The following is a 15,318-nucleotide window of genomic DNA, read 5'->3' on the forward strand; positions in this document are numbered from 1 at the left end:
CCGGCGGATCGATTACCGATCGCCAGGCCCGGCGTGGCTTCGCGGCGGCGACCGGCACGGCATCATGCGACCGGGCAAAGTCGCAGATCAGAAAGGAGGACGGGGGAATCGGGTACCGGGGCTGGTGCCGAAGGTCAGACTCGAACTGACGACCTACGCATTACGAATGCGTTGCTCTACCGACTGAGCTACTTCGGCCCCGGGTGGGCGGCGAGTATAGATAATGCGGAATAGGCAGGCAATCCACCGCCCGCCGTGGTGCCTCAGCGCTTGCCCCGCACCCGTATGATGAGCTCGACGCTCTCCTGCTCGGTGCCGGCGGGCAGATCGGGCACGTCCATGATGGCCACCTGTCCGGACGGGATGTCCGACAGCTCACCCGTGTCCACATTGTAGAAGTGGTGGTGCGGGTGCGTGGTCGAATCGTAGAACAGCCGGCTGGGATCCACGTTGACTTCCCGGGCGAGCCCCTTGTCGCTGAACAGCTTCAGCGTGTTGTAGATGGTGGCCTTCGACACCCGGCTGCCTCGCTCGCGCAGACGTTCCAGTATCTGTTCGGCGGACAGATGCTGGGGACGCTCCAGCAGGATGCTGGCCACGTCGACGCGCTGGGGCGTGGGCATGACGCCGTGGGACTCGAGGCGCTTTTCGACTTCCTGTCTGTTCAAGGGATACCGACCGCTTCAGGTTTAGACCAAGTACAGGCTTGGTCCGAGTCCAATGTTCATCGAAAGATGATAGTGATTCTCAAAATGGCACACAAGCCCGATTTCCGGGCGGCTCGGCCGGGAATAGCGCTCGCTCGACAGGCGCTCGCTGCCGACAATGCCCCCTGCGGTCAACGGCACCGGAGGGAACTGGGCAATGTCCCGACACCGCGGCTATTCGCTGTACGAGCTGCTGGTCACGCTGAGCGTGGCGACCATCCTGATCGTGATCGGCGCGCCGCCCCTCGGCAGCCTGATCGCGCGCAATCAACTGACGGCCGAGATCAACGCCCTGCACCACGCGCTGCACTTCGGCCGTCAGGAGGCCATCAAGCGCCGGCTCAACCTGGTTCTGTGCCAGTCTGCAGACGGCAGCCGCTGCACCGGCGCTGCCGACTGGGGCGGCGGCTGGATGCTGTTCGCCGACGACGATGACGACGGCCGAGCGGACCTCGGCGAGGCGGTGCTTCGCCGCCACCGGCCCGCCGATGCAGTGAACATAATCACGAACCGGCATCGCTACACCCTGCGCGGCGTGCGCAAACGCAATACCAACGGCACCTTCCTGGTCTGCGACGGCGCCGGCCGCGTCCCTGCCCGGGCGCTGATCGTGAGCTACACCGGCCGCCCGCGGAGTGCGCCGGGGGACGACGCCCCGGCAAGCCTGACCTGTGCTGGCGCGTGAACGCCCGGCCGGGACATACCGCTCGTCCGGCCTGAGCGACCGCTCGTCGGGAATATTTCCCCTGCAGGATCACGCGGGATAGTGTCCGCCCCATGGAAAGAACCGCACAACACGGCTTTACGCTGTACGAGCTGCTGGTCACGGTCGTGATCATGGGCATCATCCTGTCCCTGGGCGTGCCCAACTTCCTCGAGTTCACGCGCAACAACCGCATGGCCGCCACCTCTAACGACCTGCTTTCGGCCTTCACGCTGGCCCGCAGCGAGGCCGTCAAGCGCAAGGCACCGGTCACGGTCTGCTCCAGCCTGAACGCCGAGGCAGCCAACCCGGCCTGCGGCGGCACTTTCGCCGACGGCTGGGTGGTATTCGCGGACGACTCGGGCCCGACCCCGAACGTGCAGATAGACGCCGGCGAAGAAATCATCCGCAGCATTGGGCCAGTCCCGGACGGCATCACGCTGCAGACCAACGGCGGCTCCAACTACTTCTCCTATGCCGCCACCGGCTTCGGGTTCGGCAACGTCGGCGGCGCCGGGCCCGCCCTGCGAGGCGCCCTCATGTGCGACAGCCGGGGCAACGTGCCCGCCGCCGGCGGACTGTCCGCGGCTCGCGCGCTGCGCATGGACGGCCCCGGCCGGCCCCAGGTCGTGCGGGAAGTGGCCCTCGTGCAGAACGTCGCCGACATACTGGTCGGCGCGGGCTGTCCCTGAAGCAGGGCCGGGAAGCGCGGAAAGAACAGATGAGCGAGAAGATGAACGCGAACCTGATGCAGAGAATACGGGGTTTCACGCTGATCGAGGCGCTGATCGCCATGGTCGTGATGTCGGTGGGCATGCTCGGTATCGCGGGCCTCTACCTGCAGACGCTGCAGGCCGGTCGCACCTCCCAGTTCCGCACCCAGGCGGTGACGCTGGCGGGCGACGTCGCCGACCGGATCCGGGCCAATCGCACCGCCGGCATCGCTTACGCGGGCGCCGGCGCCGACAACGACTGCGATACGGGCCTCGTGGACTGCGACGCCGACCAGATGGCACAGCACGACATTTTTCTGTGGAGCCAGCAGGCCCAGCAGACGCTGCCCGGCGGCGACGTCGAGGTCGCGCTCGATCAGTTGACCGTGCCCTGGACGTACACGGTCACCGTCAACTGGGACGAGGCGGGTCAGCCTGAAGCGCCCTCTTACACCATCCAGGTACAGGCGATGAACTGATGGATGCGATGAACACAAATCACAGTCGTAGCTTGCGTGGTGGTTGGCCGAATCCGGCTGGCCGTCAGGCGGGCGTCACGCTGATCGAACTGATGGTCGCGCTGGTGATCGGCTCGTTCCTGATCATCGGTGCCGTGCAGGTCTATACCCAGAGCCGCAGTGCCTACATCGTCAACGAGAACATCGCCCGCGTGCAGGAGAACGGAGAGTTCGCCTTCGACGTCATCGAACCCGACCTGCGCATGGCGAGCTACTGGGGCCTGCTGAGCCGGCCGGACCTGGTCGAGGGACGGGCCGCCACGGGCGACCCGGATCCGCTGAACATCAATCCTCCGGCCGGCTGCGGCGCCGACTTCGTAACGGATCTGCTGCGGCCGATCGAGGGCGCGAACAATACGACCGACTGGCCCTGCGTGGGTGCCGGCAATTTCATGCCGAACTCGGACAGTTTCGTGGTCCGCCACGCACGTATCACGCCGAGCGCGCCCACCGCGGGCGTCATCCAGCTGGAGACGACCCGGCTGCAGGGCCAGCTCTATTCCAACGGCGTGGCTCCCGGCGGCTTCGTGGGCGGCGGCACCCAGACCAACAATCTGGTGGTCAACGGGTATTACGTCTCGCCGAGCTCGGACATCTTCCCGACCGTGCCATCGCTGCGGCGGCGCTCGCTGGCAACGGTCGGCGGCGCACCCGTGATCCGCGACGAGGAGGTGGTGCCCGGCGTCGAGAACATGCAGGTCCAGTTCGGCCTCGACATGGACGGGAACGCCACGGTCGACCGCTACGTGAATCCGGACAGCCCGATCATCGATCCGGCCTCCGGCGCATTCGACCCCGAGGTCCGCGTCATCGCCGTGCGGCTCTGGCTCCTGGTCCGTTCGGTGGAGCGGGAGCCCGGCATCGCCGACAACACGGACTACCAGCTCGCCGACGTCGATCTGGGGACGTTCAACGACGACTTCCGCCGCATGGTCAAGACCAAAACGATACTGCTGAGGAACGTGCGCACATGAGGCAGACGAGCGAAAACTTCAACGGAACGCGGCAGCGCCAGCGCGGTGCTGCGCTGGTGGTGGGGCTGGTCCTGCTGATGGTCCTGACGCTGCTGGCCATCTCCGGCATGAATACGGCGACGACCGGACTCACCATGGCCGGTAACAACCAGTTCCTGGAGAGCGCCTTCCAGGCCGCCGAATCCGGCGTGGACGAGGCACTGGCTCAGGGTACGTTCCAGACGGCGGCGCCGAACATCATCGCGCCGCACGCGATCAACGTTACCGACACGGTCGAGTCGACCACCACCTATCAGTGCAACACGCTGGTGCCGGACGCCGCCTTCAGCATCGGCGCGGGCAAGGGCATCGCGGCATTCCATTTCCAGACGATCGCGACCGCGGAATCGACCCGCGGCGCGACCGCCGAGCACACCCAGAACTTCTACATCGTCGGGCCGAAGGGCATTACCGACGTCTGCCCCTGAGGCGGAAGGATCACCGAGGGAGACAGCGACATGAGATTACGGATGACACTGACAGTACTGGCGCTCGCCGGCCTGGCGCAGGTGGCGGCGGCAGCGCCGCCGGCGGTCGAGGAGGCCTACGAGGTATGGGTCAGGCATCTGACACTCCCCGCCAACGAGTTCGGCAGCGTGATCCTGCGGGAATGCGACGACTGCGACCGCGTGACGCTGCGGGTAGAAGGCGACACGAGTTACGTCTTCGACGGTCAGGCGATGACGCTGAGGGCCTTCCGCGAATCAGTCCTTAACATGGACGACCGCGACGAGGCGGTGGGTACGGTCGTCTACCGGCTCAAGGACAACCGGGTGCGGCAGATCAACGTGAGCACGCCGCCGGAGACCTCCGGCGAGCGGTCGTTCGAGACACGAGGATAGGGATATGACTCGGAACACGCACAATATTCGAGCGCTGGCGGCGGGCGCACTGCTCTCGCTGGCAGCGGGCGGCGGCGCCCTCGCGGACGACACCGAACTGCTGGTGCTGAACCCGACGACGCTACCCGAGGACCGGCCGAACATCCTGTTCATCATGGACTCCTCCGGCAGTATGCAGACCCAGGAACTGGTGCAGGAAGACTACGATCCGGACCGGGACTACAGCGGCTCGTGCGACAACTCCAAGCTGTACTGGACCACGAATACGTCCGCCACTCCGGACTGTTCCGTCTCTCTCGCCCAGATCGACAAGGACTCGTTCTTCTGCGATCGGGCGACCGCGGAGCTGCGCGCGACGGGCGCGTACACGGACAAGTTCGTCCAGTACCGGGAATATCCGGACGAGGACGACACGGATCAGTGGGCGCGGCTGGACCCGAGTGATAACTCGAGTCCGGTCGAGTGCGCGCGGGACTCCGGTCTGCACGGCGAGACCGACTCCAGCACGGCCGTATTCGCCCAGCGGGGCCTGGACAACCTGCCCTGGACCTCGGACCCGGACCAGTCACTGGTCTGGGGCGCCGACCTTGCCGATACCACATACAAAGTCGTGGACGGCAACTACATGAACTGGGCTGCCAATCCGCCGACGGTGTTCAAGCGCCGCACCGATATCCTGAAGGAGGTGGCCAAGAACGTGCTCGGCTCCGTCAACGACGTCAACGTCGGCATGATGCGCTTCAACTTCGACGACGGCGGTCAGGTCATCAAGGCCATGGAACGCATCGAGGACAGCCGGGCGGAACTGTTTAACGCGATCGACAACCTCCCCGCCAGCGGCGTAACGCCGCTCGCCGAGACTATGTGGGAGGCGGCGCGCTACTACCGCGGCATGAGCCCGGAATACCACTACTGGAACTGGCGCACCGACCAGGACCTGGCCGCAGTGGACACCTCGACGAGCCCCGACACCTACGTGAGCCCGGTCAGCTACTCCTGCTCGCGTAACTTCATCGTCCTGCTCACGGACGGTCTGCCGGTCAGCGATTGGGACGTGCAGAATTACAACCTGACCAGCTGGCTGCCGGACTACTCCGTGGTGACCGGCCGCAATGGCTGCACCGGCTCCGGCGGCGGCGCCTGCCTGGACGACATCGCCGAATACCTGTTCAAGGGCGACCTCAACGGCGACGAACTGGGTACGCCCCATGTCAACACCTACACCATCGGTTTCCGCACGGACTTCCCGCTGCTGAAAGAGACGGCCGAGGTCGGCGGCGGCCAGTACTACACGGCCGACAACACCCAGGGCCTGACCGACGCGCTGACCCAGATTCTGAACACGATCAGCCAGCAGGAAGTGACTTTCACGGCGCCGGCGGTGCCGGTGAACGCCTTCAACCGCGCGCAGAACCTGAACGAGCTGTATGTGACGGTATTCCGGGCCGACCGCAAGCTGCGCTGGCCGGGCAACCTGAAGAAATATAAGCTGGTCGGCGGCAAGATCGTTGACGCGAACGGCATCGAGGCTGTCGACCCGGCAACGGGCTTCTTCAAGCAGGCTGACCCGAATACCGGGCAGACCGAGACGGCCCGCAGCTTCTGGTCCGACGTCGACGACGGCCGGGTGGTTCAGCTGGGCGGTGCCGCCAACGAGCTGCCGTCCCCGTCTTCCCGCAACCTGTACACCAACCTGACCGGCAACAGCGGCGTGGATCTCACGGCTCCGGCCAATGCGGTCTCGCTGGCCAACGCGGGCAACTTCGCGCTGTCCGATCTGGGCCTGACCGGCGCCTCCACCGAGCCGTCGAAGTCCGACCTCATCGCCTGGGCGCTGGGCGAGGACATCCAGGACGAAGATGGCGACCCGCTGACCACCCAGCGTGACCAGATGGGCGACCCTCTCCATTCGCGCCCCGCGGTCGTGGTCTACGGCACCACCGAGGCCAACGTCCGCAGCGTCGTTTTCGTGGGCACCAACGAAGGCTACGTGCACGCCATCGACGCAGAAGACGGTAGTGAACTCTGGGCCTTCTTGCCGCGGGAGAAACTCTCCGATCTGGCGCGCCTGTTCGAGAACCCGAAGTCCGCAAACAAGCACTACGGGGTCGACGGCAACATGCAGGCCGTCATCATCGACAAGAACAACAACGGCCTGATCGATACCGGCATCGACAACGTCTACCTGGTGTTCGGCATGCGCCGTGGCGGTGGCAGCTATTATGCCATCGACATCACCGACCCCGAGGCTCCGGAGCTGGCGTGGAAGTTCTCGAATCCGACGATCGGGCAGAGCTGGTCGACGCCGGTCGCTGCGAGGGTCGCGGTCGACGGCGCCAATCAGGCGGACCACAAGACCGTGCTGATCTTCGCCGGCGGCTATGACGTGGCCCACGACGAGCCGGGCGCGTTCTCGAGCACCGAGGACTCTTTCGGCAACGCCATCTTCATGGTGGACGTCGACGACGGCGAGCTCCTCTGGTCCGCCGGCAACGACTCGTCCCACGACCTGGTACTGCCGAAGATGAAACGCGCCATCCCGTCCGACGTGACGGTGGCCGACATGAACGGCAACGGCCGCGCCGACCGCATGTACGTGGGCGACATGGGCGGCCAGCTGTGGCGCTTCGACATCTTCGACGGCCAGCCGCCGTCAGATCTCGTGGCCGGCGGCGTCATCGGCACCTTCGGCATCGAGAGCGGTCTGACGGGCGCGGCCAACGAGCGCCGCTTCTTCGTAGCACCGGACATCGCGATTTTCCGTGATCCTGTCCAGGACAAGCGCTACCTCTCCATCAGCATCGGCACAGGCTATCGGTCGCATCCGCTGGATACCGATACGGACGAGCGTTTCTACTCGATCCGCGACCCGTACATCTTCCAGCAGCAGCCCCAGGCCTGGTACGACGGCCTGGGCGCCGGGCAGATCGTCACCGAAGCCACACTGGTGGACGTCACGAACGAGCCGAGCGGCACGGTGCTCGACCCGAGCGACGACGGCTGGATGCTGACGCTGCGCGACGGCGAGAAGATCCTCTCCGAATCGCGTACGTTCAACGATACGGTCTTCGTGGTGAGCTTCCAGCCCAAGATCGCCGATCTGGCCGCCTGTAATCCGGGCGGCGGCACCAACCGTCTCTACGAGATCAGCGTGGTCAATGGTGATCCGCCGCCGCCGGAAGACGGTGAGATATCGGACCCCGACCCGCGCTCGGAGGAACTCAAGCAGGAAGGCATCGCGCCGGAGACGGTATTCCTGTTCCCGAGCCCCGACGATCCGCAGAACTGCGTGGGCAAGGAATGCTCGCCGGATCCCGTCGGCTGCGTCGGTGTCGAGTGCTTCGACCCGGGCTTCGAGAACGTGCCCGTGAGGACCTTCTGGACGGAGGACGGCGTCGAGTAATCGGCGCCTGTCCCGCCCGTCCCGCACGAGAGAGAAATCATGCGCAAGACCATGCAAGGCATCACGCTGCTGGAACTGATGATCGTCGTCGTCATCATCGGCACGCTGGCGGTACTGGCCTACCCCAACTACCGGGAGTACTCCTCACGGGCGCAAAGGACCGAAGCGCGTTCCATGCTGCTGCGCATCGCCGCGGACCAGGAGAAGTTCTACCTGCAGAACTCCACCTACGCCAACACGATGACCGCCTTCGGCTATGGCAGCAACGCGGTGCCGACCGATACGGGCAAGTACGAGATCTCCATCACCGCCGGCGACGCAGCAGACTTCACGGTCCGTGCGGACTACCAGAACGCCGATGCCGAGGCCGGCAAATGCAGCTGGTTCGAGCTGGACGCCCGCGGCACCCGCACCTCGGGCCCGATGGCTCCCGACGAGTGCTGGGCCCGGTAACCACCGCGATGATCGACACCTGACGGGCCGCCCGGTTCTGTGCCGGGCAGTCCGTCAGGTCTCTTGCCCGTCGCCCTTGTCCCCGGCATCGTCACGGCCGGAGAAGAACAGCGCGTCGATGATCAGGCAGGCAGCACCCACCGTGATGGCCGAATCGGCGAGATTGAAGGCCGGGAAGTAGGCATCCTCGTAGTGGACGTGGATGAAGTCGATCACGTACCCATAGTGGACGCGGTCGATCACGTTGCCGAGCGCGCCGCCCATCACCAGTGACAGACCGACGGCGAGCCAGGACTGCCCCCGCGCCGGCAACCGCCGCAGCCAGAACAGGATGACGATGCTGACGACGATGCCGAGGCCGATGAACAGCCAGCGCTGCCAGCCGCCGGCATCGGCCAGGAAGCTGAACGCGGCGCCGGTGTTGTGCAGCAGCGTCAGGTCCAGATACGGGTTCACCGCCACCGATTCGAACAGTTCGAACTGCCGGGTCACCACCCACTTGGTCGCCTGGTCGGCCGCCAGCACGGCCAGCGAGAGCCAAAGCCAGTAGACGGCCGTGCCACCGCCGGCCGGGCCGGCGCCCTCCTTCGCCCCGTTACTGGGGGATTCACTCACTCCGGCTTCCTCCGTCATGCTGCCAGTATCTCCCGTGCCTGGGCCGCGTCCACGTGCATCTGCTCGGTCAGGGCGCCGAGGTCCGCGAACCGGGCCTCGTCGCGCAGCTTCGCGATGAACTCCACGCTGATGTAACGGCCGTAGATCTCGTCGTCAAAATCGAACAGATGGACCTCGAGCAGCGGCTTCGTCCCGTTGACTGTCGGCCGCGTCCCCACGCTGGCGACGCCGTCCCGCAACGTGTCACCGATACCGGCGACGCGCACGGCGAAGATGCCCATCACCGGACTCTGGCGCCGGCAGAGATTCACGTTGGCGGTGGGATAGCCCAGCGAACGGCCCAGCCGCTGGCCGCGGATCACACGGCCGCACATGCGGTAATAGCGGCCCAGGAAACGCCGGGCCTGTTCCATGTCGCCGGCGGCCAGCGCCTCGCGTACCGCACTGCTGCTCACGCGGATGCCGTCCACCACCACGCTCGGCATCTGCTCGACGTTGAAGCCGGCCCGTTCGCCGGCCCGGATCAGGTCCTCGACGCCGCCGCTGCGATGCCTGGCGAAGCGGAAGTCGTCGCCGACCACCAGGTGGCGGACACGCAGGCCCTCGACGAGCAGCGCATCCACGAATTCCTTCACACCGATGTCGGCCATGCGATGATCGAAGCGGGGACAGAAGAAACCCCGGATGCCGTAGTCACGAAATGCCCGGAACTTCTCGCGGAAGCGCATGAGACGCGCCGGCGGCCGCTCCTCGGAGAAGAATTCCTTGGGCGTGGGTTCGAAGCTCATCACGACCGGGTTGGCGCCCAGGGCGCGTGCTTCTTCGAGGACGCGGTCGAGTATGCGACGGTGGCCGAGGTGCAGCCCGTCGTAGGCGCCGATCGTCAGCACGCTGCCGGCGGGGCCCGCGAGACGCGGCAAAGAATCTCTCGTCCTGCTGAGCTTCATGGAAACCTCTGGTCCGGACACCGCGGCCCTCACCGCGCCGGTGCAGGCGGAAGGGTAGCACGATGGCGCGCGGATCGCGGCGGTGGCCGCCGCTCAGACGCGGCCCCCGCCGCTCGCGCCGAGGCGCAGGTGGCGCGGCCGCAGTCCGGTCGCCGCCAGCATGAGTGCATAGGCACCGAGGCCGCTGCCAACCAGCACTGCGAGCCAGCCCACGCGGGCGCCGACTCCGGCTGCCAGCCACCAGTCGGCAGGACGGTCCAGCCAGACGAGCGCCGCCGTCATCACGGCACAGGCGGCGGCGATACGCGCCAGTAGTACCGGCCAGCCGGGACCGTGGCTCACGATGCCCCGCACCCGCAGCCCGCGGTAGAGCAGCCCCGCGTTCACGAATGCGGCAATCGAGGTGGCCAGCGCCAGACCGGCATGCGTACCCTCCGCGCCGACCCGCACGAGAGTCAGCACGAAGATCAGATTCAGCACCAGGTTGCACAGTAGCGCCACCACCGCGATACGCACCGGGGTCTTCGTGTCCTGGCGGGAGAAATAGGCCGGCGCCAGCACCTTCACGAGGATGAATCCCAACAATCCGAACGAGAAGGCAATCAGGCTCAGGCGGGCCATGCGCACGTCGAACGCGGTGAATTCGCCACCGAAGAAGATGGTGACGATCAGCGGACCCGCCAGCACGGCCAGCGCCAGCGCGGCGGGCAGTCCGATGAGCAGTACCAGCCTGAGCGCCCAGTCCACCGTCGCGGAGAAGGCCCCGGTCTCGCTGCGCGCATGGTTGGCCGACAGCCCCGGCAGGATCACCGTGGCCAGCGCGATGCCGAACACACCCAGGGGGAACTCCATCAGCCGGTCCGAGTAGTACAGCCAGCTGATCCTGCCCGGGCCGAGGAAAGAGGCGATCTGGTTGTCGATGAGGATGTTGATCTGCGCCACCGACGAGCCGAACAGTGCCGGCAGCATGAGGCGGCCGACCCGGAGTACTCCCTCGTCGCGTCTGCCCCAGCGGGGCCGCGGCAGCGCGCGGATACGGGTGAGGAACGGCAGCTGGAAGACGAGCTGCACCAGTCCGGCCACGAACACGCCGGCGGCGAGCGCCATGCCGGGCTCTGCCACCCGGGGCGCGACGAACACCGCAAAGCCGATCAGCACGACGTTCAGCAGCACCGGCGTGAAGGCCGGCACGCCGAAGCGCCCGAAGGTATTGAGGATGCCGCCGGCCAGCGCCGTGAGCGAGATGAACAGCAGATAGGGAAAGGTCAGCCGGAGCATGGCCGCGGTGAGGTCGAAACGCCCGTCGTCGCCGATGAACCCGGGCGCGAAGACCAGCACGAGCACGGGTGAAGCGACGACGCCGACGGCCGTGATAACGAACAGGAGAGCGCCCAGCGTGCCCGCGACCCGGTCCACCAGTGCCTGCACCTCCTCGTGGCTGCGGGTGGAGCGGTACTCCGAGATCACCGGCACGAACGCCTGCGAGAAGGCACCCTCGGCGAAGAAACGGCGGAGCATGTTGGGGATCTTGTTGGCGACGAAGAAGGCGTCCATCGTCACTCCGGCGCCGAAGAATCGGGCGAAGACGATGTCGCGTACCAGCCCGAGGATGCGCGAGAGCAGGGTCATCGCGCTGACCGTGGACGTGGAGCGGAGCAGCTTCCCCGCGCCGCCCTGCCCTGCGCCCCCGTCGCCGGCTGACTCCGTATTACGCTGCTCGCCCAAGATTCCTCCGTCTGCCGGGCAATGGCCGCCAATGGCGGACATTGGCGAAGTGTAGCCGGAAGCCACGCCGGTTTCCGCGGCCGCCGTCATCGGCGCACCAAGCCGCTGTCGCGCTTGACAATACCGCCGCGCATGCCAAAATACCCGGCTTTCCTGCACACTCCGCAAAGAGAATTCGAGTGGCCAATATCAAATCAGCACAGAAACGGGCCCGGCAGGGCGAAGAGCGCCGCAAGCACAACATGGCGCTCCGTTCCCGCCTGCGCACGCGCATCAAGAAAGTGATCAAGGCGATCGAGTCCGGTGACAAGGAAGCGGCCCAGGTGAGCTATCGGGAAGCCGTGCCGGTGATCGACTCGATGATCAACAAGGGCATCATCCACCGCAACAAGGCGGCGCGCCACAAGAGCCGTCTGAACAAGCGGATCAACGCCCTCGGCTGATACCGGACCGCATCCGCAGAAAAAACCGGCCGTCTGCCGGTTTTTTTATGCCTCTCTTATGCCTGGCGCTCGCGCTCCAGATGCGCCATCACGGCACGGGCGAGCGCATCGATACCGGCCCCCGTGGCGGCACTGACCGCGAACACCGGCCCGCTCCAGTCGATCTCCGCGAGCAGATCCGAACGCAGTTCCTCCAGCGCGGCATCCTCCAGCAGGTCGATCTTGTTCAGCACCAGCCAGCGGGGACGCTGCACGAGCCCCGCGCCGAACTTCTGCACCTCGCCCTCGATGGCGGCGAACGCCGCCGCCACGTCGTGGTCGTCGACGGGAGCCACGTCGACAACGTGCAACAGCAGCCGGGTCCGCTCGAGATGCTTCAGGAAGCGGATGCCGAGGCCGGCACCTTCGGCCGCACCCTCGATCAGTCCCGGGATATCCGCCATCACGAAGCTCTGCGCCGGACCCACCCGCACGACGCCGAGATTCGGATGCAGCGTCGTAAACGGATAGTCGGCGACCTTGGGCCTGGCCGCACTCATGGCGCTGATCAGCGTGGACTTGCCCGCATTGGGCAGGCCGAGCAGGCCGACGTCGGCCAGCAACTTCAGTTCCAGCTTCAGATGCCGCGCCTCGCCCGGCGTCCCGTTGGTGGTCCTGCGCGGCGCACGGTTGGTGGAACTCTTGAAGCGGGTGTTGCCGAGGCCGCCGCGGCCGCCTTCGGCCACCTTCAGCCGCGCCCCGTCGTCGGCGAGATCGCCCAGTACCTCGCCGGTATCCACGTCGGCGACGATGGTGCCCACCGGCACGCGCACGGTCAGGTCGTCGCCGGAGCGGCCGGTCTTGTTCCGGCCCGCGCCACCCTCGCCGCTCTCCGCCCGAAACTTGCGCTGCACCCGGAAGTCGGCGAGCGTGTTGATGCCCTGGTCGGCATGCAGCCAGACGCTGCCGCCGTGGCCGCCATCCCCGCCGTCCGGTCCGCCCCGCGGGATGTACTTCTCGCGGCGGAAACTCAGGCAGCCGTGGCCGCCGTTGCCGGCCTGCACTCGGATGGTCGCTTCGTCGACGAATTTCATGGGAATTTCAGCTGCAGACAAAAAAACCCCGCCGCAGCGGGGTTTTCTCAGCGGAACGCAGTACCGCCATCGGCCACCGGGCCACGGCTCCGGTTCCGGCTTCGTCGATCAGGCGTCGACGATGCTCACGTACTTGCGGCCCTGCGGTCCCTTCTTCTCGAACAGGACCTTCCCGTCCGCCTTGGCGAACAGGGTGTGGTCCCGGCCGACGCCCACGTTGGTGCCGGCATGGAAGCGGGTGCCCCGCTGGCGCACGAGGATGTTGCCTGCCACCACGGACTGGCCGCCGAAGAGCTTCACGCCCAGTCGTTTGGATTCTGAATCGCGGCCGTTCTTACTGCTGCCGCCTGCTTTCTTGTGTGCCATTGTCGTCTACCTGCTCGTCCGGTGGCGCCGCGCGGCGGCGCAAATCATTACTGGTCACTCGTCGCTGCCGGCTGCCTTCTTTGCCGCCGTCTTCTTGGCGGTCTTCTTCTTCGCCGCCTTCTTTTTCGTCGCAGTCTTATTGGCGGCCTTCTTCTTTGCCGCCTTCTTCTTCGGCGCGGCCTCGGCCTTCTCCGCCGGTCCCGCCGTCATGCCGGCACCACTGATGCCGGTGATCTCCACCTCGGTAAAGGCCTGGCGATGGCCGCCCAGGCGCTTGTAGTTCTGGCGCCGCTTGAACTTCACCACGTCGATCTTGCGGCCCTTGCCCTGCGCCAGCACCTTCGCCTCGACCTTGCCGCCATCGATCAGTGGCTTGCCGACACTGAGCTCGCCGCCGGCACCGATAAGCAATACCTCGTCGAACTCGACGGAAGCCCCTTCCTCGACAGGGAGACGCTCCAGACGGAGCTTGTCGCCCGTGCTGGCCCGATACTGCTTGCCGCCACTACGAAAAACCGCGTACATCTCGAACTCCGGAAGCGGGCTCCGGCCAGCGTGGCCGCCCCTTCGCCTGTCTGTCATTACCCGTTGAGAACGGAGAGAACGGACCCGCGCGGGGCCGGTACGGCCGGCGGGTCCCCAAAAGACCGGGCATTGTACGGCCTGCGTGCCGGCCGGTCAACGGGGCAGGCCCGCGAATAACCCCCGGATTCAGGGGCTTGGACAGCCTCTGACAAAGGCCGCCGGCTCGCCAAGCGACGCCGTTTCAGGCATTATCGATCGCCGATATGTATGCCGCAGAAGACACCCGCCGTGTCGCGACGCTGGATGCGCTGCGACGCCTGACGCGTTCCGACATGGACCGCGTGGATGCGCTCATCCGCGAGTCGCTGCAGAGCGACGTGCTGCTCGTCTCCCAGGTGGCGGAGTACATCATCGGCAGCGGCGGCAAGCGCCTGCGCCCCCTGCTCGTGCTGCTCGGCGCCCGTGCGCTTGCGTACGACGGTGACGAACATATCCGGGCCGCGGCCATCATCGAGTTCATCCACACGGCCACGCTGCTGCACGACGACGTCGTCGACGCCTCGGACCGCCGGCGCGGCCGCCATACCGCCAACCACGTGTTCGGCAACCAGGCGAGCGTGCTGGTGGGCGACTTCCTGTACTCCCGCTCCTTCCAGATGATGGTGCGCATCGGCGACATGCAGGTCATGGATATCCTCGCCGACGCCACCAACACCATCGCCGCGGGCGAGGTCATGCAGCTGATGAACGTGCACGACCCGGACACGACGGAAGAGCGCTACCTCGAGGTGATCTACCGCAAGACGGCCAAGCTGTTCGAGGCCGGCGCGGCCATCGCCGCCGTACTGGCCGGCCAGCCGCCGGACGTCCGCGAACGCATGGCGGAATACGGCCGCAGCCTCGGTGCCGCCTTCCAGCTGGTGGACGACGCACTGGACTACAAGGCGTCGCCCGACGAGCTGGGCAAGGACCTGGGCGACGACCTCGCCGAGGGCAAGCCGACCCTGCCGCTCATCCACGCGATGAGCAAGGGCACGCCGGAGCAGCGCAGGCTGATCCGCGCAGCGATCGAGAACGGCGGACTGGACAACCTGGCGCCGGTACAGGCGGCCATCGAGTCGACCGGCGCCCTCGAATACACCGCCGAGCGGGCACAGCGCGCCGCCGACGATGCCATCGCGGCGCTGGCGGACCTGCCGCCGTCGGATTACAAGGACGCGCTGATCGCCGTCGCCGAATTCGCTGTCAACCGTCGCTCCTGACGTCGCTTGG

The 15,318-nt window shown here is 66.4% G+C and carries 16 protein-coding genes, 1 tRNA gene and 1 pseudogene; 10 read left to right on the forward strand and 8 right to left on the reverse strand.

The genetic code is table 11. From position 1 onward, the window contains the following. Positions 1–122 precede the first annotated feature (122 nt). Both ACJMKX_RS06245 and ACJMKX_RS06250 read right to left on the reverse strand, forming a co-directional pair. Positions 123–198 (reverse strand) — tRNA-Thr (locus ACJMKX_RS06245). 65 nt (positions 199–263) lie between these two features. Then, a complete protein-coding gene (locus ACJMKX_RS06250; RefSeq protein WP_405223782.1) occupies positions 264–623 on the reverse strand; it encodes a Fur family transcriptional regulator in 360 nt (119 codons plus the stop codon). A gap of 241 nt (positions 624–864) precedes the next feature. On the opposite strand from ACJMKX_RS06250, the gene ACJMKX_RS06255 reads away from it, so the two are divergent. The 8 genes from ACJMKX_RS06255 (at position 865) to ACJMKX_RS06290 (ending at position 8,352) form a co-directional block, all read left to right on the forward strand. Further along, the gene (locus ACJMKX_RS06255; RefSeq protein ID WP_405222583.1) at positions 865–1,392 is read left to right on the forward strand and encodes a GspH/FimT family pseudopilin; all 528 of its coding nucleotides are present in this window, start codon (positions 865–867) and stop codon (positions 1,390–1,392) included. Between the two features lie 92 nt (positions 1,393–1,484). Then, positions 1,485–2,102: a GspH/FimT family pseudopilin gene (locus ACJMKX_RS06260; protein ID WP_405222586.1), complete on the forward strand. Its 618-nt coding sequence runs from the start codon at positions 1,485–1,487 to the stop codon at positions 2,100–2,102. Between the two features lie 29 nt (positions 2,103–2,131). Next, the gene (gene pilV, locus ACJMKX_RS06265) at positions 2,132–2,602 is read left to right on the forward strand and encodes a type IV pilus modification protein PilV (protein WP_405222589.1); all 471 of its coding nucleotides are present in this window, start codon (positions 2,132–2,134) and stop codon (positions 2,600–2,602) included. Positions 2,603–2,610: 8 nt separating this feature from the next. Next, positions 2,611–3,615, forward strand: coding sequence for a PilW family protein (locus tag ACJMKX_RS06270; protein WP_405222592.1), 1,005 nt, complete (start codon positions 2,611–2,613; stop codon positions 3,613–3,615). Beyond that, the gene (locus ACJMKX_RS06275) at positions 3,612–4,082 is read left to right on the forward strand and encodes a PilX N-terminal domain-containing pilus assembly protein (RefSeq protein ID WP_405222595.1); all 471 of its coding nucleotides are present in this window, start codon (positions 3,612–3,614) and stop codon (positions 4,080–4,082) included. Before ACJMKX_RS06270 ends, ACJMKX_RS06275 begins: the two co-directional genes overlap by 4 nt. Positions 4,083–4,124: 42 nt before the next feature. Continuing rightward, positions 4,125–4,496, forward strand: coding sequence for a hypothetical protein (locus ACJMKX_RS06280; RefSeq protein ID WP_405222598.1), 372 nt, complete (start codon positions 4,125–4,127; stop codon positions 4,494–4,496). 4 nt (positions 4,497–4,500) lie between these two features. Continuing rightward, positions 4,501–7,899 (forward strand): pilus assembly protein, encoded by a 3,399-nt coding sequence (locus ACJMKX_RS06285; protein WP_405222600.1) that lies wholly within the window; start codon positions 4,501–4,503, stop codon positions 7,897–7,899. A 39-nt stretch (positions 7,900–7,938) separates the two neighbouring features. Then, entirely contained in the window at positions 7,939–8,352 is a 414-nt protein-coding gene (locus ACJMKX_RS06290; protein ID WP_405222603.1) for a type IV pilin protein, read from the forward strand. 54 nt (positions 8,353–8,406) lie between these two features. Here ACJMKX_RS06290 and lspA read toward each other — a convergent pair whose 3' ends face one another. The 3 genes from lspA to murJ all read right to left on the reverse strand — a co-directional run bounded on the left by lspA (position 8,407) and on the right by murJ (position 11,639). Continuing rightward, the gene (lspA, locus tag ACJMKX_RS06295; protein WP_405222606.1) at positions 8,407–8,967 is read right to left on the reverse strand and encodes a signal peptidase II; all 561 of its coding nucleotides are present in this window, start codon (positions 8,965–8,967) and stop codon (positions 8,407–8,409) included. 14 nt (positions 8,968–8,981) lie between these two features. Continuing rightward, on the reverse strand, positions 8,982–9,914 hold the full coding sequence (locus ACJMKX_RS06300; protein ID WP_405222609.1) for a bifunctional riboflavin kinase/FAD synthetase: 933 nt from the start codon (positions 9,912–9,914) through the stop codon (positions 8,982–8,984). A 93-nt stretch (positions 9,915–10,007) separates the two neighbouring features. Then, the gene (murJ, locus tag ACJMKX_RS06305; RefSeq protein WP_405222612.1) at positions 10,008–11,639 is read right to left on the reverse strand and encodes a murein biosynthesis integral membrane protein MurJ; all 1,632 of its coding nucleotides are present in this window, start codon (positions 11,637–11,639) and stop codon (positions 10,008–10,010) included. Between the two features lie 179 nt (positions 11,640–11,818). On the opposite strand from murJ, the gene rpsT reads away from it, so the two are divergent. Then, on the forward strand, positions 11,819–12,082 hold the full coding sequence (rpsT, locus tag ACJMKX_RS06310; RefSeq protein ID WP_405222615.1) for a 30S ribosomal protein S20: 264 nt from the start codon (positions 11,819–11,821) through the stop codon (positions 12,080–12,082). A gap of 56 nt (positions 12,083–12,138) precedes the next feature. Here the strand turns inward: rpsT and cgtA are convergent, their stop codons facing one another. The 3 genes and pseudogenes from cgtA to rplU all read right to left on the reverse strand — a co-directional run. Next, complete coding sequence (cgtA, locus tag ACJMKX_RS06315) at positions 12,139–13,155, reverse strand: Obg family GTPase CgtA (RefSeq protein ID WP_405222617.1); 1,017 nt, start codon at positions 13,153–13,155, stop codon at positions 12,139–12,141. 108 nt (positions 13,156–13,263) lie between these two features. Continuing rightward, on the reverse strand, positions 13,264–13,521 hold the full coding sequence (gene rpmA / locus ACJMKX_RS06320) for a 50S ribosomal protein L27 (RefSeq protein WP_405222620.1): 258 nt from the start codon (positions 13,519–13,521) through the stop codon (positions 13,264–13,266). Positions 13,522–13,740: 219 nt separating this feature from the next. Next, a pseudogene (gene rplU, locus ACJMKX_RS06325) lies at positions 13,741–14,046 on the reverse strand (50S ribosomal protein L21); the annotation flags it as partial. Between the two features lie 263 nt (positions 14,047–14,309). Here rplU and ispB point away from each other — a divergent pair. Then, the gene (gene ispB, locus ACJMKX_RS06330; RefSeq protein ID WP_405222623.1) at positions 14,310–15,308 is read left to right on the forward strand and encodes an octaprenyl diphosphate synthase; all 999 of its coding nucleotides are present in this window, start codon (positions 14,310–14,312) and stop codon (positions 15,306–15,308) included. The last annotated feature ends 10 nt before the right edge of the window (positions 15,309–15,318 follow it).

Source organism: Lentisalinibacter sediminis, assembly GCF_040706615.1.
In the GTDB taxonomy this organism is placed as follows: Bacteria; Pseudomonadota; Gammaproteobacteria; order Steroidobacterales; family Woeseiaceae; genus Lentisalinibacter; species Lentisalinibacter sediminis.